Origin of the sequence: uncultured Capnocytophaga sp., assembly GCF_963525585.1 — a bacterium.
Classification (GTDB): Bacteria; Bacteroidota; Bacteroidia; order Flavobacteriales; family Flavobacteriaceae; genus Capnocytophaga.
In genome coordinates this window covers 1-21948 of sequence record NZ_CAURLX010000037.1, presented here as the reverse complement: position 1 = coordinate 21948, position 21948 = coordinate 1, and the positions used below count along the sequence as shown (strand labels likewise).

The 21948-nt window shown below is 37.8% G+C and carries 20 protein-coding genes and 1 tRNA gene; 13 read left to right on the top strand and 8 right to left on the bottom strand.

Translation table 11 applies throughout. The features are described from left to right. The first annotated feature begins 88 nt into the window (after positions 1-88). The 3 genes from RYK20_RS08670 to RYK20_RS08660 all read left to right on the top strand — a co-directional run bounded on the left by RYK20_RS08670 (position 89) and on the right by RYK20_RS08660 (position 2321). Positions 89-589 carry a hypothetical protein gene (locus RYK20_RS08670; RefSeq protein WP_314895136.1) on the top strand — a complete coding sequence of 167 codons (501 nt, stop codon included), beginning with the start codon at positions 89-91 and terminating at the stop codon, positions 587-589. Positions 590-681: 92 nt separating this feature from the next. Then, positions 682-1506 carry a hypothetical protein gene (locus tag RYK20_RS08665; RefSeq protein ID WP_314895135.1) on the top strand — a complete coding sequence of 275 codons (825 nt, stop codon included), beginning with the start codon at positions 682-684 and terminating at the stop codon, positions 1504-1506. An 8-nt stretch (positions 1507-1514) separates the two neighbouring features. Further along, positions 1515-2321 carry a hypothetical protein gene (locus RYK20_RS08660; protein ID WP_314895134.1) on the top strand — a complete coding sequence of 269 codons (807 nt, stop codon included), beginning with the start codon at positions 1515-1517 and terminating at the stop codon, positions 2319-2321. 70 nt (positions 2322-2391) lie between these two features. Here RYK20_RS08660 and ccoG read toward each other — a convergent pair whose 3' ends face one another. The 8 genes from ccoG to RYK20_RS08620 form a co-directional block, all read right to left on the bottom strand. Next, positions 2392-3804 (bottom strand): cytochrome c oxidase accessory protein CcoG, encoded by a 1413-nt coding sequence (gene ccoG / locus RYK20_RS08655; RefSeq protein ID WP_314895133.1) that lies wholly within the window; start codon positions 3802-3804, stop codon positions 2392-2394. A gap of 140 nt (positions 3805-3944) precedes the next feature. Further along, positions 3945-6395: a primosomal protein N' gene (gene priA, locus RYK20_RS08650; protein WP_314895137.1), complete on the bottom strand. Its 2451-nt coding sequence runs from the start codon at positions 6393-6395 to the stop codon at positions 3945-3947. A gap of 10 nt (positions 6396-6405) precedes the next feature. Beyond that, positions 6406-7137, bottom strand: coding sequence for a YggS family pyridoxal phosphate-dependent enzyme (locus tag RYK20_RS08645; RefSeq protein WP_311457032.1), 732 nt, complete (start codon positions 7135-7137; stop codon positions 6406-6408). A 500-nt stretch (positions 7138-7637) separates the two neighbouring features. Next, positions 7638-8351 carry a metallophosphoesterase family protein gene (locus RYK20_RS08640; protein ID WP_314895132.1) on the bottom strand — a complete coding sequence of 238 codons (714 nt, stop codon included), beginning with the start codon at positions 8349-8351 and terminating at the stop codon, positions 7638-7640. A gap of 6 nt (positions 8352-8357) precedes the next feature. Continuing rightward, positions 8358-9401, bottom strand: a complete 1044-nt coding sequence (locus RYK20_RS08635) for a hypothetical protein (protein ID WP_314895131.1) — start codon at positions 9399-9401, stop codon at positions 8358-8360. Positions 9402-9422: 21 nt separating this feature from the next. Continuing rightward, the gene (locus tag RYK20_RS08630) at positions 9423-11246 is read right to left on the bottom strand and encodes a hypothetical protein (RefSeq protein ID WP_314895130.1); all 1824 of its coding nucleotides are present in this window, start codon (positions 11244-11246) and stop codon (positions 9423-9425) included. 106 nt (positions 11247-11352) lie between these two features. Beyond that, entirely contained in the window at positions 11353-11928 is a 576-nt protein-coding gene (locus RYK20_RS08625) for a hypothetical protein (protein ID WP_314895129.1), read from the bottom strand. 186 nt (positions 11929-12114) lie between these two features. Further along, complete coding sequence (locus RYK20_RS08620) at positions 12115-12486, bottom strand: DUF2493 domain-containing protein (RefSeq protein WP_314895128.1); 372 nt, start codon at positions 12484-12486, stop codon at positions 12115-12117. Between the two features lie 94 nt (positions 12487-12580). Here RYK20_RS08620 and RYK20_RS08615 point away from each other — a divergent pair, with 94 nt between their 5' ends. The 10 genes from RYK20_RS08615 to RYK20_RS08570 all read left to right on the top strand — a co-directional run bounded on the left by RYK20_RS08615 (position 12581) and on the right by RYK20_RS08570 (position 21807). Then, a complete protein-coding gene (locus tag RYK20_RS08615) occupies positions 12581-13513 on the top strand; it encodes a WYL domain-containing protein (RefSeq protein WP_314895127.1) in 933 nt (310 codons plus the stop codon). An 82-nt stretch (positions 13514-13595) separates the two neighbouring features. Further along, positions 13596-15053, top strand: coding sequence for an aminoacyl-histidine dipeptidase (locus tag RYK20_RS08610; RefSeq protein ID WP_314895126.1), 1458 nt, complete (start codon positions 13596-13598; stop codon positions 15051-15053). Positions 15054-15090: 37 nt separating this feature from the next. Then, positions 15091-15891, top strand: a complete 801-nt coding sequence (locus RYK20_RS08605; RefSeq protein WP_314895125.1) for an outer membrane protein assembly factor BamD — start codon at positions 15091-15093, stop codon at positions 15889-15891. After that, a complete protein-coding gene (locus tag RYK20_RS08600; RefSeq protein ID WP_297979310.1) occupies positions 15888-16235 on the top strand; it encodes a DNA-directed RNA polymerase subunit omega in 348 nt (115 codons plus the stop codon). Before RYK20_RS08605 ends, RYK20_RS08600 begins: the two co-directional genes overlap by 4 nt. Then, a complete protein-coding gene (gene coaBC, locus RYK20_RS08595; RefSeq protein WP_314895124.1) occupies positions 16201-17445 on the top strand; it encodes a bifunctional phosphopantothenoylcysteine decarboxylase/phosphopantothenate--cysteine ligase CoaBC in 1245 nt (414 codons plus the stop codon). The genes RYK20_RS08600 and coaBC overlap by 35 nt, the downstream gene beginning before the upstream one ends. A gap of 12 nt (positions 17446-17457) precedes the next feature. After that, positions 17458-18342, top strand: a complete 885-nt coding sequence (locus tag RYK20_RS08590; protein ID WP_314895123.1) for a DUF4835 family protein — start codon at positions 17458-17460, stop codon at positions 18340-18342. A 3-nt stretch (positions 18343-18345) separates the two neighbouring features. After that, positions 18346-19197 carry a ChaN family lipoprotein gene (locus RYK20_RS08585; protein ID WP_314895122.1) on the top strand — a complete coding sequence of 284 codons (852 nt, stop codon included), beginning with the start codon at positions 18346-18348 and terminating at the stop codon, positions 19195-19197. 145 nt (positions 19198-19342) lie between these two features. Continuing rightward, positions 19343-20791 carry a C69 family dipeptidase gene (locus RYK20_RS08580; RefSeq protein ID WP_314895121.1) on the top strand — a complete coding sequence of 483 codons (1449 nt, stop codon included), beginning with the start codon at positions 19343-19345 and terminating at the stop codon, positions 20789-20791. A gap of 83 nt (positions 20792-20874) precedes the next feature. Then, positions 20875-20951: transfer RNA gene (locus tag RYK20_RS08575), tRNA-Ala, on the top strand. Between the two features lie 82 nt (positions 20952-21033). Then, the gene (locus tag RYK20_RS08570) at positions 21034-21807 is read left to right on the top strand and encodes an ADP-ribosylglycohydrolase family protein (protein ID WP_314895120.1); all 774 of its coding nucleotides are present in this window, start codon (positions 21034-21036) and stop codon (positions 21805-21807) included. Positions 21808-21948: the final 141 nt, after the last annotated feature.

The following is a 21948-nucleotide window of genomic DNA, read 5'->3' as shown; positions in this document are numbered from 1 at the left end:
CTTTTGCGCAGGATAACAAGTTAGAGGAAATTACAATCAATGATTTATCTCTATTAGTAATATGTAGTAATACATAAAAATCAAATTTATGAAAAACACCCTTTGGCTCTACAAAGATTCTTATCAGATAGAGATAAGAGAAAACAAAGCACATCCGCCACAAGTAGCGGTTTATCTCTATAAGGCAGAAGAGGAGATAAAAAGCATAGTCCTCACAGCAGGGGGGAGCGTGAGCAGTCTGTGGGAGAAAAGTGCATTGTTAGACGGTGATAGGTTGCTCATAGCTTGTGGTAATGAGGTGTTCTGTATTCTCTTGCCTACATTAGAACTCCTTTGGCATACACAAGTAGATATGGCTACTTGCTTTCAGATAGTCGCCTATCAAGAGGATTACATTACCCACGGCGAGGTGGAGATATCACGCCTCAACAAGCAGGGTGAAATCTTCTGGCAGTTCAGTGGGAAGGATATTTTCGTTTCGCCTTCTGAGCGTACTCCCGCTTTTAAGATAACCCCACAAGGTATTGACTTAGTAGATTTTAATTATGAGGAATACCACATTGATTACGAGGGTAAATTAATAAAGTGAAAAAATCTATATTTTAGCAATTATTTTCTAAAAAATGTGTACCTTTGCAACTTAATATTTCTGGAAATAAAGAAAAGATAATATTTTTCATAATGAAAATAAAATACTTAGCTATTTTAGTTGCTTTTGTGGGAATAATCACACATTGTTTCCCACAGTATAAAGATAATTTTTTGGGTGTATATGATAGTAATGCTCTTTTTAAGGTAAAAGGGCAGGTATCCAATTCAGCTTATGCTCGTTATGTGCGTCATTTCTATCTTGTAACAAAGGCAGAGGAAGGGCATAAGAGCTATCCATTAGTTCCCAAGTCCGAGATAGTGCGTGGTATGGATTCCGTGATACCAGAATCATTCAATTCAGAGTATATTCAGAACTTCCGTAAAGCTTCAACTAAGGAAAAGTTTATGGAATTATTACAAGAATCAATGGGACTGGAAGAGTCTGATTACTATTTGGAGGCTTGTTATGGAATGGGAAAAGCTAAAAATCTACGCTATTTTGAGGTGGTGAATACAATGAGTAGTAGTGGTTATGCTCAGGAATATCTTTTTGAGTTAAGGGAAGGAAAACTCACTCCCTTAGAATATATGGAAAGAATCTCAGATATAATAGAAAAGGCTATGAGCTATCGACTAAGAAAGCCTGTTTCGCGTTCGATGAGTTCTAAGTATGGTGCATATATAAAAAATAATAAGGAACATATTTTGCTTAGCTATTGTTCAAAAGAAGATAACTGCCCAGGGTATGAATTTGATATAGCTGTAGCCTATGATCCAGATACAGGTAATACTTATTATGCAAGAGGGAATTTTGCAGGAGAGAAAACATCTTTGAGTGGAGTTTCCTCTTGGGAATATCTAGGTATTATTCCTAAGGAATTGAGAATTAATGAATTAAATGTAATAGAAAAATGAGATATTGTATGACACTTTTAAGCCTTGTGATTACTTCATTAGGCTTTGCTCAGCAGTCTTGTGAGGGTATTTTAAAGAGCATAAATGACCTCCAAAAACAAACCATTACGAAAATGAAAGCTAATACTAATAAGGCTAAGAATGATGCCTTATTTGACGCTTTTTACAAAGAAGCAGATAAAAAATTAGCTGCAATTCAAGCAGATGATAGTTATGAATATCCTGCTTGTTTAACACCTTATATCAATAAGGAAAAAGGAACTTTTGTAGCTTCTTTCCGAAAACTATTGGATAGTTATGGATTAACCGATGCGTGGAATGAAGGTTTTGCAGGTTTCTACTTTAAAAAAGGTTATTTGCAGAATATATTTAAGGATTATCTTTCTGAGGAATATTTATTGTATCTGAAAGCTACGGAAATTCGCCCATTTATGTATAATGATGCAGCTTTGACAATCTCTTGGAAAGAATTAGGAGACCTTGTTCTTAGTGAGAGTGATTTTATAGAGAAGTTCCCCTCTAGTAGTAAAATAGAGGAGATAAAAGTGAATTATGCTTCAGACTTGACAACATTTATATTTGGGGTAGATAATACACCTTCTACGGATTTTCCTGAAGCAAGAAAAACGATGAAAACCTTTGTAAAACAACATCCTAAAGCACTAGCAACTCCTATTGTAAACCTTTATTTGCAGAAAACCCAATCTCTTGTCAATAAGAAAGGTGCTATTACTGAATATGAGAAATATAGTGATCTAAATCTATATGAACTTATCAGAAAAGGGATAGAAAAGCAAACAGGAATTAAGGATTAATAAAACTAAAAAATAGCCCTCTATTAGTTTTTATGAGGGCTATTTTTTTATAGAAAAGATGGTAAGGATTTTAGAATATTATAGGACCTGAAAAGCTAGTAGTTGTACTCTCTATACGATTCTCTCCACTATATACTTCTATCTTAATAGTAAGCTTTGACTTAGTTAGAAAAGCCTGATGTATCTTGATAAAAAGAGTTCCGCTTGCCATAGCTTGTTTGTCCAATGAAAGGTCTTGATTTCCAACAATCTCTATTTTAGCTTCTTTAGGCTCTACAATTTTGAAAGTGATATGATCAAAGTCCTGTGTGGTTTTGTTAATCAGCTTATAAGTATATACATTACTAATCATATCTCCTTCCTCTTGATAGAGTTGCCCGGGTAGGCGCAGGATATTGGCTTGAACATCACTTCGTAAGAAAAGAAGACCTATGAGAAGACCTATGAGGATACTTAATACAGCAGCATATCCTTTCATACGAGCGGTAAACTTGAAAGGTTCTTTCTTAGCAATTTCTTCTTCACTGGCAAAGCGTATAAGTCCTTTAGGCATTCCCGACTTTACCATTACCTCATCACAGGCATCAATGCAGGCAGTACAGTTTACACATTCTAGCTGAGTACCATTGCGGATATCTATATTGGTAGGGCATACGTGTACACATTGGAAGCAGTCAATACAATCTCCATTTCCTTGAGCCTGTCTGTCCTCTCCTTTTCGGAACTTCTTGCGTCCGTTTTCGCCTTCTCCTCGCTTATAATCATATGCTACCACGATGGATTTATTATCCAAAAGAACCCCTTGTAAGCGTCCATAGGGGCAGGCAATGATACATACTTGTTCTCTAAACCAAGCAAAAACAAAATAGAATACTCCTGTAAAAATCAGAAGAGAGATAAAAGTATTCAAGTGGCGTAGAGGCCCTCCCTTGATTTCTACCCATAGCTGGTCGCTCCCTATAATATAAGCTAAAAATACATTGGAAACGATAAAAGAAATAAGAAAAAATACAAACCATTTGAGGGTCTTTTTGCGAATTTTTTCACCATTCCAATCCTGCTTGTCTAGCTTCATCTGGGCATTACGGTCGCCTTCTATAAGATATTCAAAACGGCGAAATACCATCTCTAGAAAAATGGTCTGAGGGCATATCCATCCACAGAAAATACGTCCAAAAGCTACCGTAAAGAGCAGGATAAAGACCACTCCTATAATCATAGAAAGTACGAACAAATAGAAATCCTGTGGCCAGAAAGGAAATCCAAAGATGTTAAATCGGCGTTCTAAGATATTGAATAAAAGAAACTGATTTCCATCTACCTTTAGGAAAGGAGAAATGAAAAAGATACTTAATAGTAAGTAACTTACATACTTTCGATAACGATAATAGCGTCCTTTGGGCTTTTTTGGGTATGCCCAGATGCGCTTTCCTGTGGTATCAACAGTTCCTATGGAATTACGGAAGGATGATTCTGGTTCCATTGTTATAAAGGTTAAAAATCATCACAAAATTACTAATTAAGTTTGAATTTTTGTGCTTGTGAGTCTATTTTTTGAGAGAAAAACAGAAATTTATAATCAATCTATATTTTAAAGAAAATCTATAAAGGTATAGATAAAATCTATATATCTACATTGTAAGAAAGTTGAACAGAACGGAAGTTACCAATAGAGAAGAATCGTTGTTCTATTCGTAATATATAGTTTTTGACTAGGGAAAGGCTTGCTTTTGGGGGGATTTTTAGCAAAATATGCTTGATATACTCATTTCGGATACGGGAAATAGGAGGAAATTCAGCTCCTAAAACTTCTATTTCATAAGGGGAGAGTCCTAAGCGTAAGGATTCTGCAAACCAGTTACTGGATTCATTAATTCTCTGTAATTCCTTGTGCTTGAAAGTAATACGAATAAGCCTACAGAAAGGAGGATAATGAAAATCCTTACGTTCCTGTAGTTGCTTCTGGATAAGTTCTTCATAAGCCCCTCTTTTTACCTGTTGTAACACCTCTTGGAAAGGGTTATAAGTCTGGATAAGGACTCGCCCTTGTTGTTCTTTTCTGCCTGCGCGACCTGCGATATGGCTTAGGAGCTGGAAGGCGCGTTCGTTTGCCCGAAAGTCAGGCTGGTAGAGAAATAAGTCAGCATTCATAATTCCTACCAATTCTACTTCAGGAAAGTCCAACCCTTTGCTAACCATTTGGGTGCCAACTAGGATATTTGTTTCTTTTTTCTCAAATCGATGGATAATTTTCTCAAAATTATATTTACCTTTGGTCGTATCTGTATCCATACGTTCAATGGAAGCTTCAGGGAAAAACTGTAAGAGTTCTTCTTCTACTTTTTCAGTTCCTAGTCCTTTTGTCTGCAAGGTGTTAAGGTTGCCACAAGCGGGACAACTTACAGGTTTAGCAAGAGTGTAACCACAGTAATGGCAACGTAGTTGTTTCTGTAATTGGTGATAGGTAAGGGATACATCACAATTGGGACATTGAGGGATGGTATCACAGGTGTCACATTGTAAATAAGGAGCATAACCTCTGCGATTTTGTAAGAGGATAACCTGCTTCCCTCTATGGAGGGTTTCTTCAATCGCTTTGAGAAGTGTATCAGAGAAATGTCCTTGGACTTCTTTTTTCTTAGTTTTCTCTTTTAGGTCTATAAGTTCTATGGATGGAGGGAGCTGTTTTGTAAAGCGTTCTGTGAGTTGTACCCAGCCATACTTACCTATTCTTGCATTATGGTAGCTCTCAGCAGCAGGTGTTGCAGACCCCAAGAGTACTTTGGCGTTGTGTAGGTGGGCAAGCATAAGGGCAGTATCTCTTACCTGTAAGCGAGGATTATTCTCTGTCTGTTTGTAGGAGAGATCGTGTTCTTCATCTATGATGATAAGCCCCAAATCCTGGAAAGGTAGGCATATAGCGGTTCTTACACCTAGTACAAATTGTGCTTTCTCTTTTTGGGTAAGTACATTATTCCATACTTCTACTCGTTCATTGGTAGAGTATTTATTATGATATACACTCATCTGATTTCCAAAAGAAAGTTCCAGACGGCGCATCAGTTGTACGCTAAGCCCAACCTCAGGAACTAAGTATAATACTTGCTTTCCCTCCTTAAGAACAGATTCAATAAGTTTGCTATATAAAAATGTTTTCCCTGAGGAAGAAACGCCGTGCAATAGAACAGTGCTATTTTGTTGAAACTGTAATTGAATTTCTTGGAAAGCTTTCTCTTGGGAGGGAGTTAGCTCGGAATATTTAGCACTTGAGGAAAAAGAAACCCGATCAATGGCTTCTGTATAAATCTCTAAAATTTCTAAATCAATGAGTTTTTTTAAGACAGATTTTCCTACTTCAGCTTTTTGTAGGAGTTCATCAGGGGTAATAGATGTCTTTTTTTGAGAAAGTAAGGATATGAATGCCCAAAGAAGCTTTTCTTGAGCTTTTGTTTTTAGGGAATTCTCATCCAAAAGAGTGTGAACAGCCTTTTTATCTTGATATTTTTCAGTAAATCGAAGATATTTTTGTAGTTTTGGCTGATATTTCTCAAATATCCTTTCTGTCAGGCGGATAGCTCCTTTCTCTAATAGGCTCTTGAGAACTTTAATTGGATTTTTCTTTTGTAGGATCTTTTCTACTTCCTTAGCGGTAAGTGCAGAAGCCTGAGATAGAGCATCATATACCAGAAATTCCTCATCTGAAAGAGACTGTGTGATAATAGTTTGCTCTGTTTTTTCTATAACAGATTCACTTTCTAGAAGTAGAGCAGAGGGGAGACCCATTTTCAGGACTTCACCAAAAGTACTTAAGTAATAGGAGCTTATCCAAGAGAATAACTCTAATTGCTTAGGAGAAAGAATAGGAGTTTCCTCCAAGATAAATTCAATGGGCTTGGTAGGGTAGGAAGGAGAATGTGAATGTGTTCTAAGGGCAATAGCTGTATAGAATTTGGACTTTCCAAAAGGTACCACCACCCGCATTCCTGCCTGCAGAAAAGAGGCTTGTTCCTCGTTGACCTCATAAGTAAAAGCCTGCCTAAGAGGTAAGGGAAGTACAACATCTACATACATCATACCCAATGGTTTAGGCTTGCTTTTCGTTCCAATAGTAACTATCAGGATAGATGCGTTCTCCAAAGATGGCAGTTCCTACACGTACAATTGTGGCTCCTTCAGCAATAGCAATCTCAAGGTCTCCACTCATTCCCATAGAAAGTTCTTTGGGTTCTACATTGGGTAGACCAAGTGCAATTATTTGTTCTTGGATATTCTTAAGGAGCTGGAAGCACTTACGTACTTTTTCTTCTTCAGCACTGAAAAGACCAATTGTCATTAGCCCTTTGATATGTAGGGTAGGAAACTGGGCGACTTGCTTTACTAGTTCTAGTGCTTGCTCAGGAGCGACCCCGAACTTACTCTCTTCACCTGAGGTATTCACTTGGATAAATACATCTATTTCTTTTCCTACTTGAGAGAGCTTCTGATGGAGTTTTTCGGCTAAATCATAACGGTCTAGAGACTCTACACAACTAACATCACACTTTAAGATATCCTTAATTTTATTGGTCTGTAGGTGACCAATAAAATGATTCGTATGAGGAGTAGGTTTTAGAGCTTCATATTTTTCCTTAAGTTCTTGTACTTTGTTCTCTGCAATAAGGGTATAACCCAAGCTAAAAGCCTGTTGGATACGAGTAGGCTCTACCGTCTTGGTAGCTAGTAGTAATTTTACTTCTTTAGGATCCCTGCCTGCTACTTCACAGGCTTTATTAATGCGTTCTTGTACGAATTTCAGGTTTTGTGCAATAGTATCCATTATCTTTAGTACTTATGAGATGCAAAGGTACAAAAGACAATTGTTAATTATTAATGGTTAATTGTTAATTTTTAAAAGATAATAATCAGCGCCTGATAGGTATTTTATTTTCTAATTAATTTGTATATTTTGAGCTTTTAAAAATAATCTTGTTTTCATTATGAATACAAAAATTATGATTCTAGCTATAATAAAAGTAGCTATAACACAAACTATAAGTCAGTAGCTTATTCTGCAGATAGTGAGAGAGTTATTTTCTATTGAAAGACCTATACTTATCTAGTGCTTGCTCTTTTGGCTTTCATTTTGGTAGAAACTTCCTTATTACGTTTGGTACCAGCAATGCTTATTAAAGCTATGTTTGGAGGAAAATTTATCTGGCTGTTTATTATTGGAGGTTCTGGTATATACTAAGGATTTTACTTTCAAAAAAAGACTAATTAAGAACATAAGTTTGGCATAAGTAGATATGCTTAAGCCGAATTCTTATCAGTTTGTGTTTATCTAGTGGGATATAAGCTCGGTATAAGATCACTTTGCCAAAAAGTTTTAGTATGGATATCCATCATAGTTACACGACCATTGAAACCCGCTCCTGTATCTAAGTTCCATACATTATGGCGCATCATAGGTTGGTCAGTTCCAAAGCGTAGGGTAGGTGTATGCCCTATATAGATTTCTTTGTATAACGACAATCTTTTGGGGTAATAGGGATCGGTAGGAGGCAGGTCTTCAGGGGTAGCAAGGGCTAACTCCCAAAGCGTTCTGTCCCAATAGAAATTTTCTGTAAAAAACTCATACTTCACACCTTCTCGGTCGGTAAAACCTGCATGTAGGAAGAGTCTGTTTTGCCCATCCAAGAGGTAATTCTTAAGTGACTGAAGGAAGTCAATATGTGGCTGCTTATCCTCCTTAGTATAGAGCCTATATGCCTCTTCGGTAGCCTTGCCTCCATGGGAACGCCAAAGGTCGGACATGGGTTTTCCCAATAGAAAATCGCAGCATAAAGCATCGTGATTTCCTCTGAGATAAATCACTTGGTGTGTCTGTTGCAGGGCGATAAGCTCGTCCAACACCTCAGGGGTATGCTTGCCTCTATCGGCATAATCTCCTAAGAAAATCAGTAGGTCACCAGGAGTCACCTGTGCCCGTTCCATTACTTGAAGCAATGCCAAGTAAGCTCCGTGTATGTCGCCAATAACGAGTGTTCGCATTATATTTTATTCTACAAAAACAATTCCTTTGCTCTTACATAAGTTTTTTACCTGCTCAGACATAAGGATAGCCGTACCGTCAATGGTTTTTAGATTAGGCAGCTGACAGATATCCTCCTCGGTAAGTGTTTCGATGTCAAACACATTGTCCTCTCCGTCCCAAAAAGGTATCAACTGTGCATAAACTTCATTGCCCCCATCAAAATAGAGTTCTGTAACCAAAGCCGCCAAGGAAGCGGGAATGGGCAAGTCCATAAACCATTTCTTTACCTCCGGAATGACTTCAAAGTAATACTCCTCTGGATCTATGTCACGCTCGGTATAGTTTTCACAGAAATCATATACATCAAACTTGGGTTTTAGTACCTCTTGGACATACATCAGTTCCTGTACAACAGCCAATTTAAAATTAAAGCTCTTAAACTGCACACATTTTTCTTCTGTCAGAGGGAAAGCCCACTTGTTGGGATCTTTCTCCTTACTTGAATCAACTTCATTAGGGATATAGCTCACCTCGTAATCACGAAAAGGCATCGCCTCTTGTGCTAAACGCCTCACTATCGCTTTCTTAGAAAGGTCTTCAAGGTCATTACTTAGCTTTTCGGTATAGAGACAGCTCACACTCCAACTATCTAACGCTATATCCATCCCGAACGAATCCATACTTTGCTCCTTGGAAATATAGGACAAAGGAGATTTCCCCGCTATGGTAAAGTTCCCTGTGAAAAGTCCCTTAGGACGCAGGGCAAAATAATCAAAGGTTACTGTACGTTGCCAATCCTTATCTTCCGCTACCCTACAAGCAAGTGTGGCTAGGGTGCCATCCTTTTTCTCAAAGGCATAGATACCTAAGCTGTCCCATAAGTACATAGCGCTGTAAGGAGAATCCTCATCCGTTATGGCAGTAATCCGAGGTTTGCCCAAGGCTTCTGTAAGGCGAGACACAGAAAACTCTAACAGGAGTTCGTTATTGATGAGCAGCCCTGAATCGCTAACGTCTATAGCTATTTGTTTTTTAATTATTGACCCTAAAAAATTCTTTATACTCATGAAATTTAGAAACGACTTACATTATTTGACCTTCACCCAAAAATATTCGTTTTCTTTAGTAAAAAAGACATGCCATTGTCCATTGATTTTAAAGGCTTTTAGTGTGGATAGACTATTTCCGCTTGAAATCTCCTCCACAGGGAAATACTGATATAACAAAGAGCTTTTCCCCTTCAGGGCGTGTGTATCTTTGTTAAGGCGTTGCATCTTGAGCCCGCTGAAAAAGCCATCATAATACTCATAAAAAGCCACAACAGACTCTTTGTCCTGCTCCATAATTCGGGTGTCATAGATATCATCTGACGAAGATACACTATGCTTTTGGGAAGGAGAGGCAATAGAGTAGAAGTCAAAAGTATCATTAGCATCCATATCTCCATAATACTGCTTTTTTCCCCAGCTTAGATAAGTAGTTCCCCACTCAAATTGCTTTCCTAAAAGGGTCTTTTCAAGTAGCTTGGTAGCATTGCACTTTAGGAAGTAGACTCCCTTTTCTGTTTTCAACTGAAATACAAAGTCATCTGTCGCTCCTATGGCAATATGTTGTGTGCGGTGCTCTAACTGCTTAGGATGCCCCAATAAAGGGTTGAGTGGTATCTTCCCCTCTATCTTACCTGTTTTAGTATCGAGCGTCATCACTTGAAACTCCTTTGTATCTATTTTTTGCACAAGGGAATACATACATTCAGCAGTGGTGTAGGTCTGTACAATATGATACTTAATATCACGATAAGAAGCCTTACGATAGGATTTGTTAGGCTCAGGGACGACATCAGCAGAGGCTATCTGCTGGTAGAAGAGGGAATCATTCACCCTTTTAGGAACATATTTTGCCCAGACAAAATGACTATTAAGCGTATATAGTGTATCATTTTGAGCATAAAAAGTCTCAAAACTAGTAGCATCAGGCTGCTCTTTCGGATAGATACGTCCTCGTTCTACTTTGTCATTTTGAACATCAAACACCAAGAGTTCTTGTCCTGAATAATACTGAGGTCTTTCGTCAAGGCTATATACTTTCTGAGTCTCTTTGTCCAAAGCATAGAGCCTATAGCTGTCAATAGATTTCTGAAAAGATTCTATATGAGCAGGTAGGTTTTTGACCAAGGGAAAGGAGTAGTTTTGGAACTGTTGCCACCATTTTCGCCAATCTTCTTGGGTAGGCTCCTCGGGTAAGGGAACAATACTTTTTAGAAGATAGCTTAGTGAGCTTAACTTTTCTTGGGCTAACTCACTCATTAGCTCTTGTTCCTTAAATTCATCGTAACCTCCGACCATTTTCCCATCCTTATCCACTCCGTCCCAATGCATTATTCCTATGGTAGTTACTTTTTGTTTGCTAGACAAAGCTTCTATCCACTGGGGGATATCCCGAAAGTCATCACTATTGTTAATCTCTTCATAGTAGATAGGGATTCCTTTTTTGATTTTTTCCATAGGGGATAAGGGCAGTTCTTCAGGATAAGAGAGGGTTATTTTCCTGCCTTGCTTATCGGTATAGAAGGCTTTCTTAGTATAATAGACATCAGGCGCATTAGGAATCGGGAGTATCTCAAAAGAAATAGGGATATCGTACTTGTAGGTAATTTTGTCACCAAAGAGAGGAATCAACAAGATATGAGAAGTCCCCAACCTCTTAGCATCCAAGGGGCTGAGCTTAAGGAAATAGGCTCTATCCTCAAGAAGATATACATTGCCTTTCTCTAATACAAAGAGTGCTTTTCGGATATTGCCATAGAGGTTTAAAGTACGGTAGTTCTGCTTGAACTCACCTGTAACCACGCTACCTTGTGCTAAAGCCGTACAGGAGAAGATGAAAAAGAAACTAAGGATACATATTCTCATAATTAAAATGAATGGTTAATGATTGTTATTTCTCGCTATATTTTCAAAAGTTGAAGGCAAAGGTAATAAAAATTCCCCTAACTTAGTAGAGGAGTTAGGGGAATTTTTAGCGTAGAGGAAAGATTACTTTTCTTCTTTCTAAGATAAAAAAGTGGTAAGTGGTTTTGAAAGGTTTATCTACTTCTATCTCTATAGATTCAAAGCTACAACCTAACGGTTTAAGCTCTTCTACAAGTTTTTCTTTCCATTGACTATCTCCAGAATATCTATCTGCAAAAATAGTTTCTTTATTAAGCCATTTTTCTTCAAACTGTTCTCTTTTCTCTTTATTCCCATTACAAACTATTGAGATTAAGTAATCACACTCTTTTCTTTCTTCAAAGTACTTTTTAAGAGACTGCTTTTTCTCTATTTGAGGATCCTTAGGGAAATGATACTTGAACTCTATAAGTATTTCCTCTTTTGGAGATCTTTTTACAAGGGCTAGGTCTATACGGATATTTTTAACTCTATACTCTGCTATAGCCCTAAATCCTTCTTGGCTATGATATTTATTGAAAAGCACTAATAAAAGATCTCTGATATGGAGTTCTTGTTTTAGGTTAAAAAAATTGTTATTGAGTTCTGCTAATTGTACTCTAAACTCATCTGAATGAATGATTTCTAATAGTTTTTTAAACATTTTAGTCATATTTAGTTGTTACTCGCCTACTCTAAAAGGTTTTCAGCTTCCCCTATTTATTTCTTTAGATAAAAGGCTGCGGGCATCGCGTTTTGCTTAGCTCGAAGCCCGACTAAAGGCAAGAGGAGGATTATTGACAAAGATACAGAATTATTTTTTATATTAACATCCTTTTGCTTTACTTTTTTAATTCTCTTCTATTTTTTCTCCGTAGAATATGATATACAATTCTTTTTGTAGTTTTTTCGCTTTAGTAATGCTATCTTTGGTACCTTTTGATTGTTCGTCCCAGAAGGCAAATACCACTTCGGCATTTTCAATGATTTGGGTGTTACGCACAAGGGTAGCCCCACGTCCGTATTTTTGGTAATCAGGCTTGAAAACCAAGAGAGGAATGCCCATTTCAGTAGCAAATTGAGCTGCAAGAGTATCAGCACCTTTAGCACCTCCCGATACGATGTTATCGGGTACTCCGTATATAGAAATATACGCTAAAAGGCTTTCTTTCAATAGGGTATAGTCGCTAAAATCACGCCCCCCAACAATGGCTATATTCATAATGGTTTTATTTTATGGGGCAAAATTATAAATAGAAGACGCAACAACTTGTCGTTTTGAAAAAAATCGTATCTTTGTCTAAAAAAATAGAAAGATGAGTTTAGCTAATGTTTTTTTAAGGCATCGCTTTATCCTTGAGCGATTACGTATAAAACCCCATACATATAAGCAATTAGAGCATTATTGGGAAATAAGTGAGATGAATATTGAGGGGCAGGAACTATTCCAACGTACCTTACAACGGGATATTCCTATCATTGCAGCCATATATCGTGTTTTTATAAAGTGTAACCGCTCGACTCAAGAATATTATATCATAGACGAGGTAGAAGCTTTTTCTCAAAACTTGTTAGAAGCGTTTGATGTATATCACGCCTTGCAGAATTATTACGGGAAGCTATCAGAATCTATTTTATTTGACAAACGAATACCACAAGGAACACAATACCTTTCCCCTTTGTTGGATGCTATTGAGAAACAAAAGCAGATAGAAATACACTACCATAAGTTTTGGGGGAGCAAAGAGGTGCAAATACGTACGATTGAACCTTATTTACTGAAAGAATCTCAAAGGAGATGGTATGTATTGGCTTTGGATGTAGATAAAAAACTACTTAGAGTATTTGGTCTTGATCGTATTAAGTCTATTGAGGATAGGGGGATGAAGCGTATGTATGACCCTCCTAAGGATATTGTACATTTTTTTGATGATAGTTTTGGGGTATGGGTAGATAATGACCGTACTAAAGCGGAGAAAGTGATTCTTTCTTTTAAAAAGCAAGAGGGAGATTCGTTTTTCATACCGAATCCTGCTGAATACCTTAGGGCGATGCCTTTGCACCGTTCCCAAGTCTTTATTAAGGATACCCCAGAGGAAATTATCCTTTCTCTAAAAGTGAAAATTACTCCTGATTTTGTTAAGGAGATTCTTTCCTATGGGGCATATGTAAGAGTTATAGAACCTCAGTACCTTGCGGATCGTATCAAAACAGAAATAAAAAACGCCTTACAGCTCTATGATATTTAAATAAAAATTCGTAACTTTGCCTGTCTTTAATTTTAAAAATGCAAAAAAGACAGGTTAAGTATTAATTTTCAATTTATTTACAATGAGTACCATTAGAGAATTAGAACCTAAAGAAGTGTGGAATCGTTTTGCGGATATTAATGCCGTACCACGTCCTTCTAAAAAAGAACAAAAAATAACTGCCTTTATGGTAGCTTTTGGGCAAAAACTTGGTTTAGAAACTACTTCCGATGCCATCGGAAATGTGATTATCCGTAAGCCAGCTACACCAGGTTACGAAAACAAGAAAACTATCATCCTCCAATCTCACTTGGATATGGTGTGCCAGAAAAATAATGACACCGTATTTGATTTCGATAACCAAGGAATAGAAACCTATATAGATGGCGATTGGGTACGTGCCAAAGGAACTACTCTTGGCGCAGATAATGGTATGGGAGTAGCTGCCATTATGGCAATTCTTGAAAGTAAGACTATTGCACACCCTGCTATAGAAGCCCTTTTCACCACTGATGAGGAAACAGGAATGACTGGAGCTAAGAAGCTTAGTTCTGATGCTCTTACAGGAGAGATTCTCCTTAACCTTGATACAGAGCTTGATACCGAAATTGAAATCGGTTGTGCGGGAGGAATAGATGTTTCTGCTTACTCTGATTACAAAGAGGAAGCTACCCCTCAAGATGTAGTGGCTTACCAGCTTACTGTAACAGGGCTCCTTGGAGGACATAGTGGTATGGAAATTCATATCGGACGTGGCAATGCTAATAAGATTATGAACCGTATGCTCTTCCAACAATATGAAAAATATGGCTTACGCTTAAGCCAATTACACGGAGGAGGTTTGCGTAATGCTATTCCTCGCGAGAGTGTAGCTATTGTGGTGGTACCAGCTCAGCATAAGGCTGCATTTGAGAAAGAATTTACAGAAAATGCTTCTCATATATTCAAAGAGTTACAGCCTGTAGAAGCTCATTTATCTATTACTTTCAAGGAAGTAGAACGCCCAGAGAAAGTAATGGAAGCTAAAGCACAACAAGCTTTTGTAAGAGCTATTGCAGCGGCTCCTTGTGGGGTATACGTGATGAGCCGTAATGTAGAGGGACTTGTAGAGACAAGTAATAATATTGCTAACGTAAAAGCAGAGAATGGAAAGATAACAATACTTTCAATGACTCGTTCCTCTGTAGAAAGTAGTAAACAGGATTTAGCAAATAGCCTTGCAGGAGCCTTTGAATTAGCGGGATATAAGGTGGAATTCTCAGGACAATACCCAGGATGGGAGCCTAATCCGAATTCTCCAATTCTCCACGTGCTTACAGAGGTTTATGAGCGTCTTTTCCAAGAAAAACCTAATGTAGCAGCTATCCACGCAGGATTGGAATGCGGACTCTTAGGGGAACACTTCCCTCATATAGATATGATTAGTTTTGGACCTACTATTCTTGGTGCGCATTCTCCTAACGAAAGGGTGAGTATCAAGTCTGTACAAAAATTCTGGAAGTATCTCTTAGAAATTCTTAAAAATACACCTGAAAAATAAAATTAGGAAGTATCAAAAAAATACGTATCTTTGCCCAATGAATCTAAAAGGAAAAGTAATAGCCATTGCGTGCCTCTCTTCTGTACTTTTTTCAGCTTGTGGAGATTATCAAAAAGCTTTAAAATCAGAGGATTTTGAGCTAAAATATAAAGTAGCTAAAGAACTATATCAGAAAGGAGAATATTCCCGTAGCGAACGCTTATGGGAAAAAGTAGTTGCTTACTATATAGGGCGTCCTCAAGGGGAAGAGGCTCTTTATATGTATGCTAATAGCTATTATAACCGAAAGAAATATATGTTGGCAGCTTATCAGTTTGAGCGATTTTTAAAGAACTATCCTCGAAGTGAAAAAGCCGAAGAAGTACTTTTTTTGCAAGGGAAGTGTTATTTCTTGGAATCTCCAAGGTATAGCCTTACTCAGGATGATACTTACAAAGCCTTGGATAGGCTACAGGAATTTATTGATAGGTATCCTAATAGTGAAAACCTTAGAGAAGCTAATAATATGGTGCTAGAGCTCCTCAATAAGCTACAGCACAAGAGCTTTGAGATCGCACGAGGGTATGATAAAATAAGGGATTACCAAGCAGCTATCAAGGCGTTTGATAACTTCTTGATTGATAACCCTGGGTCGAACTTCCGAGAAGATGCTATGTACTATCGCTTACACTCAGCTTATGAGCTAGCAAAAAATAGTATAAAACAAAAGGAAAAACAGCGCTTTGAGGAAGCTAAGGGATACTATGAAACTTTCATCCGTGTCTATCCAGAATCTTCCTATAAGGAAAAGGCTACTAAAATGTATCAGGATATTATAAAGAAAATAAGTGAATTATGATAAATTTGAAACGTATTGATGCGCCACAAAGTACTATTACTTATGATAAGAATAAAATAGATGCCGAAACAGGAAATATCTATGAGGCAATTTCTATCATAGCTAAGCGTGCTTCACAAATCAATGCTGAAATTAAGCGAGAATTAGAAGAAAAATTAGGTGAGTTTGCTATCAATAATGATAGTTTGGAAGAAGTTTTTGAGAATAAAGAACAAATAGAAGTATCCAGATTCTACGAAAAGCTTCCTAAGCCACAGGCAATTGCTGTAAAGGAATGGCTTGATGGAGAGATTTATTATCGTTATACCGATGAAAAATACAATACCGAATCTTCATTCGCTTAAGGGGAAGAAAATACTTGTTGGAATTACCGCTGGGATAGCGGCTTATAAAATTCCTAACCTTATACGCTTGCTTGTCAAAGAACAAGCAAGCGTAAAGGTTATTATGACCCCTGATGCCCAGGACTTTGTAACTCCTCTTACACTTTCTGTACTCTCCAAAAATAAGGTATATATTTACTTTGATACGGATGATCATCAGTGGAATAACCACGTGGAGCTGGCTATGTGGGCAGATGCATTCTTGATAGCTCCTCTTACGGCTAATACCCTCTCGAAGATGGCAACAGGAGGATGTGATAATCTTTTGCTAGCAACCTATCTCTCTGCAAAGTGTCCAGTCTTCTTCGCGCCTGCAATGGATTTGGATATGTATGAGCACCCTTCTACTCAGCGGAATATAGCTCTTTTGGAGTCCTATGGGAATATTCATATTCCTTCTGAATATGGTGAACTTGCCAGCGGTCTGGTAGGAAAAGGACGTATGGCTTCAGAAGAAACACTTAAGGAAACACTCTGTAAATTTTTCTTTGATAAAAAAGACCTTTTTCGAGGAAAAAAGATTCTTATCACAGCAGGACCTACTTATGAGATGATGGATCCTGTACGCTTTATAGGAAATTTTTCTTCAGGAAAGATGGGTGTTGCTTTGGCAAATATGGCTTCCTTGATGGGGGCTGAGGTATCACTAGTATTGGGACCGACTCCTACTCATCTGATTGAGGATAAAGTGAAGGTGCATCACGTAGTGAGTGCTGAGCAAATGTATAAGGTAGCGAATGAAGAATTTATTCACTCAGATATAGCTATTCTTGCAGCAGCTGTTGCAGATTATACACCTAAAGAGAAAGCTCCCCAGAAAATTAAGAAAAAAACCGATAATCTTCAGTTGGAACTTATCAAAACCCAAGATATTCTGGCTTCTTTAGGGCAACGAAAAACATCTTCTCAATGTCTTATAGGCTTTGCTCTGGAGACACAGGACGAGCTGGCAAATGCTAAAGGAAAGCTCACAAAAAAGAACCTAGATGCGATTGTACTCAATTCCTTAAATGATAAAGGAGCAGGCTTTGGAACTGACACAAATAAAGTAACCTTTATCACCCAATCAGGGAAGGAAAAAACAATCCCTCTGATGTCTAAGACGGAAATAGCTATGGAAATTCTTCTGGAAATACATCAAGAATTTTTTAACCATAATAATCTTACATAAAACAACTTACTAATGAAAAAATATCTTATCCTTCTAAGTATGGCTCTTTGTATAGGAGTTTCTGCTCAAGAACTTTCTTGTAATGTTACTATCAATACCCAGCGAGTGAATCAGACCAACCAGAAAGTATTCAACACCTTACAGAAGTCCTTACAAGAGTTTGTTAATAAAACCCAATGGACTGACCTTAAGGTAAGAGATAACGAACGGATAGACTGTTCTTTTGTATTTACTATTACCTCTTATGAGAATAATAATTTTGTAGCAGATGTACAGGTGCAAGCCTCACGCCCTGTTTATAATAGTGCCTACCAAACTTCCTTGCTGAACTACCAAGAAAAAGGTTTTTCTTTTTCCTATTTGGAGAATGAACCCTTGTTCTTTAATTCCAGCGCCTTTACCTCTAATCTTTCCTCTTTTATCGCTTATTATGCCTTGATAATTATAGGAATAGATGCAGATTCTTTTGCACCAACAGGAGGTTTTCCCTATTTTGAACAGGCGCTCTCGGTAGTTCTTAATGCACAGAGTACTTCCGATACCGCTTGGCAACAAAATGGCACCAATAACCGTTGGCAATTGGTAACCGACCTTCTTTCAGAGGATTTCGAAGCTTTTCACAGTGCATTGTACAACTACCATCGTAAAGGGTTGGATATGATGGTAACAGATGCTCAAAAGGCAAAGAATATTATAGGAGCTTCCCTCTTGGAGCTTAATGAGATGAATAACAGCCGAATAAATCGCTTTCTTACTCAGATTTTTTTTGATGCCAAGGCAGATGAACTTGCTTTGATTTTCTCTGGAGGAAAGCCTCTAGAGAAAAAAGAAGAAATACAGCAAACACTACAGAAGCTAGCTCCTACCTATTCAGAGAAATGGGCACAAATTAAGTAATTGATGAAAAAATACTTCTTTCTTTTCCTTTTTCTAATGGTTTCTTTTTCCTCTTTCTCGCAGGAGAAGAAGGCTTTTGTTCTCTTTGATAAAAAAGGAAAAATAACTACATATAAAAGGCTACTCAAGGCTAGTGCCAAGGCAGATATCGTCCTTTTTGGTGAATATCATAATAATCCAATAGCTCATTGGCTACAGCTCGAACTTATCAAGGATTTGGAGCCTAAGCGATCCCTTATCTTGGGAGCTGAAATGTTCGAACGAGATAACCAAAAGGAACTAAACACTTATCTACAAGGAACCATTAATCAAAAAGCTCTGGATTCCCTAGCTCGTTTGTGGAATAATTATAAAACGGACTATAAGCCTTTGGTGGATTTTGCTCTTAATAAAAAGATCCCTTTTATTGCCACCAATATTCCTCGTAAATATGCTTCTTTGGTTTATAAAAAGGGATTACAAGTATTGGATACCTTGCCTATAAAAGAGAAACAATGGATTGTAACCCTACCTATGAAGTATGACGGAACCCTTTCTCAGTACCAAAAAATGAGAAAAATGATGGCGCATATGGGAGAGAACCTGCCCATAGCTCAAGCAATTAAGGATGCTACTATGGCAGAAACTATTCTTAGAGATAGGAGAGAGGGTTCTCTTTTTGTTCACTTTAATGGAAGTTATCATTCAGATTTTTATCAAGGTATTTATTGGTATCTTCAGCAGGAGAATCCACATTTACAAATTCTTACAATCACTACACTTACTCAATCCGATTTGAAAAAATTAAACAAGGAAGCCTACGGACAAGCTGATTTCATTCTGGTTGTAGATGAGGATATGACAACTACTTTCTGAGGGGTTATCCTTAGAATATAGAGGAAAAAGCCTCAAAAAAACTTTGTTTTCTAGTATTTTTTTAGTATCTTTACTATCTCTAAGAGGAGCAAGTATAGAAGCTCTCCTCCCTAACATAGTAATTTATCTTAATATATGAATTTGTATGAAAAATATTAGTAAAACAAGCTTTCAGGAAACATATCCTTCCGAATGCACTACGATTCTTGTGGGAAAAGAGATGACCACAGATGGTTCTATGATGATTGCTCGTTCTGATGATTGGAATGCTGTAAATGCTAAGCACTTGAAGGTACATCCACCTACAGAAAAAATGACAGATGAGTTTGTCTCTTTCCAGAACTCTTTTCGTTGTCCATTACCTCAGAAATCACTAGGATATATGGGAATGCCTCCTTATCAGTATCCTGATCAGTGGGAGAGTGCGGGATTTAATACGGCTGGTGTGGGAATTACTGCCACTGAGAGTATCTTCAGTAATGAAAAAGCCTTAGCAGCGGATCCTTTGGTACCTAATGGATTAGGAGAAATTTCTATTACGAGTGTAGTTCTCCCTTATGTCCATACAGCTCGTGAAGGAGTACTTAGGCTGGGACAACTTATAGAAGAACACGGTATAGCAGAAGGCTTTGGGGTAGCCTTTATAGATCAGAAAGAAATATGGTATCTGGAAACGGCTTGTGGGCATAGGTGGATAGCAGTTCGGCTTCCTAAAGATGTCTATTTTGTAACAGCTAATCAGGGACGACTCAGGGAGTATGACCCAAGGAATATAAAGAATTTTCTAGGGAGTGAAGATCTTATATCCTTTGCCCAGGAACACGGATTGTATCATCCTGATCGTGATGGTGAGTTTGATTTCCACAAGGTCTATATAAGAGAGAGTACTTTGGATACTACTTATAACTATCCTCGTGTATGGGCTTTGCAGGCTTTCTTCAGTCCGGAACTGGAGAATAATGTTACTGAGAATACTTTTCCTGTATATGCAAAAGCAACCCATCCTATTTCCCTTGCACAGGTGAAAAAAGCGTATTATCATCACTATCAAGGAACTTCTCACGATCCTTATGCGAATAATAATCCTCAGGAAAAATATCGTCCAGTTGCTATTTTCCGAGCGACCAATTCACATATTTTGCAAGTGCGTCCAGAACTTCCACAAGCAATAGGATGTATAAATTATGTAGCCTTGGGAATGGCAGCCTTGGGGATTTTTCTTCCACTGTACCAAGGGGTAACTTCTTATCCTAAGCCTTATGGAGTAGGAACCAATCATTCCAGTGAGGATTCTGCTTATTGGACTTTCCGAAAAGTACAGACCCTCGGAATGATCAATTATAACAAATATGCTCCCATAATCCGTGATGTATATGACCGTTTTGAAGCCGAAATGGAAGCACGACAAGCCGAAATGGAAGCTACCTATATGAAGCTCTATCCATCACAACCTATAGCGGCTCAGGAGCTTCTACAGCAGTTCTCAGATGATCTTCTTAATAAGGCTTTACAGATAAGCAAAGACCTTTTAGAAGATTTATTTACCCGTCTTACACTTGATGTACAGGCTACTTATCGATTTGCAGGAGCGTAACAAGCTCATAGATAATTGTAAATAAAAAAATCTCTTTTTCCTTGCAAAAAGAGATTTTTTGTTGTATCTTTGCGCTATCATTTGGGGGTGTAGCTCAGTTGGCTAGAGCGTTTGGCTGGCAGCCAAAAGGTCGTGGGTTCGAGCCCCATCTCCTCCACCATCTACCAATTAATTTTTAGCAAGTAGCTAATGAGAATCCTTCCTTATTAGCTTTTCTTTCTCTATAAATCAAATAAATAAAAATGTTAGGCGCAATTATAGGGGATATTGTAGGCTCTCGGTATGAGTTTGCTAATACCCACACAACTGATTTTGAGCTTTTTACTCCTTATAACAATTTTACAGATGATACTATATGTACTATTGCTGTAGCGGACGCCATTCTCCAGAACAAAAGCTTTAAGGATAGTCTTCTATATTGGTGTAGAAAATACCCTTCACCTATGGGAGCTTATGGAGGGCGGTTTGGTCAGTGGGTGCGTAGTGCTAATCCACAACCTTATAATAGCTTTGGTAATGGTTCAGCGATGCGTGTATCGCCTTGTGGCTGGCTTCCTGATTTGGCTGAAGTCCTCAAAGAAGCTTCTGAAAGTGCCGAATGTACTCATAATCACCCTGAAGGTATCAAAGGTGCTCAGTGTATTGCTCATTGTATAGCATTGGCGCTTGGCGGGCAATCTAAGGAGCAGATAAGGGAAATGGTTACTCAAGAGTATGGGTATGACCTTTCTATGACTTGTACAGGACTACGTCAGACCTATGGTTTTGATGAGACCTGTCAAGGGACAGTGCCACAAGCAATTGTTTGCTTTCTAGAGAGTAATGATTTTGAAGAGGCTATCCGATTAGCTGTTTCTATAGGAGGGGATAGTGATACCCTTGCGGCTATTACAGGTAGTATAGCTGATGCTTATTATGGTATTCCTCAAGATATAGAGGAAAAGGCTCTTGCTTACTTACCTGAGGAATTCAAGGAGGTAATAAATAGTTTTAGAAAAAAGTATGGGAGAAAATAGAATGATGCTCCCTGCTTCGATAATATTCTATAAAAAATAATAGCCATTGTGTTTTATATTTTTAATGAATAAATTCATATTTTCTCTAATATTTCTTTCAAATAATCTATATCTCCTTCGTAGTGATAACCCTTAGGTAAA

Bases quoted from the DNA above. Each gene is read 5' to 3' on its own strand.
- RYK20_RS08670 (WP_314895136.1), top strand. From the start codon at position 89: ATGAAAAACACCCTTTGGCTCTACAAAGATTCTTATCAGATAGAGATA.
- RYK20_RS08665 (WP_314895135.1), top strand. From the start codon at position 682: ATGAAAATAAAATACTTAGCTATTTTAGTTGCTTTTGTGGGAATAATC.
- RYK20_RS08660 (WP_314895134.1), top strand. From the start codon at position 1,515: ATGACACTTTTAAGCCTTGTGATTACTTCATTAGGCTTTGCTCAGCAG.
- ccoG (WP_314895133.1), bottom strand. From the start codon at position 3,804: ATGGAACCAGAATCATCCTTCCGTAATTCCATAGGAACTGTTGATACC.
- priA (WP_314895137.1), bottom strand. From the start codon at position 6,395: ATGATGTATGTAGATGTTGTACTTCCCTTACCTCTTAGGCAGGCTTTT.
- RYK20_RS08645 (WP_311457032.1), bottom strand. From the start codon at position 7,137: ATGGATACTATTGCACAAAACCTGAAATTCGTACAAGAACGCATTAAT.
- RYK20_RS08640 (WP_314895132.1), bottom strand. From the start codon at position 8,351: ATGCGAACACTCGTTATTGGCGACATACACGGAGCTTACTTGGCATTG.
- RYK20_RS08635 (WP_314895131.1), bottom strand. From the start codon at position 9,401: ATGAGTATAAAGAATTTTTTAGGGTCAATAATTAAAAAACAAATAGCT.
- RYK20_RS08630 (WP_314895130.1), bottom strand. From the start codon at position 11,246: ATGAGAATATGTATCCTTAGTTTCTTTTTCATCTTCTCCTGTACGGCT.
- RYK20_RS08625 (WP_314895129.1), bottom strand. From the start codon at position 11,928: ATGTTTAAAAAACTATTAGAAATCATTCATTCAGATGAGTTTAGAGTA.
- RYK20_RS08620 (WP_314895128.1), bottom strand. From the start codon at position 12,486: ATGAATATAGCCATTGTTGGGGGGCGTGATTTTAGCGACTATACCCTA.
- RYK20_RS08615 (WP_314895127.1), top strand. From the start codon at position 12,581: ATGAGTTTAGCTAATGTTTTTTTAAGGCATCGCTTTATCCTTGAGCGA.
- RYK20_RS08610 (WP_314895126.1), top strand. From the start codon at position 13,596: ATGAGTACCATTAGAGAATTAGAACCTAAAGAAGTGTGGAATCGTTTT.
- RYK20_RS08605 (WP_314895125.1), top strand. From the start codon at position 15,091: ATGAATCTAAAAGGAAAAGTAATAGCCATTGCGTGCCTCTCTTCTGTA.
- RYK20_RS08600 (WP_297979310.1), top strand. From the start codon at position 15,888: ATGATAAATTTGAAACGTATTGATGCGCCACAAAGTACTATTACTTAT.
- coaBC (WP_314895124.1), top strand. From the start codon at position 16,201: ATGAAAAATACAATACCGAATCTTCATTCGCTTAAGGGGAAGAAAATA.
- RYK20_RS08590 (WP_314895123.1), top strand. From the start codon at position 17,458: ATGAAAAAATATCTTATCCTTCTAAGTATGGCTCTTTGTATAGGAGTT.
- RYK20_RS08585 (WP_314895122.1), top strand. From the start codon at position 18,346: ATGAAAAAATACTTCTTTCTTTTCCTTTTTCTAATGGTTTCTTTTTCC.
- RYK20_RS08580 (WP_314895121.1), top strand. From the start codon at position 19,343: ATGAAAAATATTAGTAAAACAAGCTTTCAGGAAACATATCCTTCCGAA.
- RYK20_RS08570 (WP_314895120.1), top strand. From the start codon at position 21,034: ATGTTAGGCGCAATTATAGGGGATATTGTAGGCTCTCGGTATGAGTTT.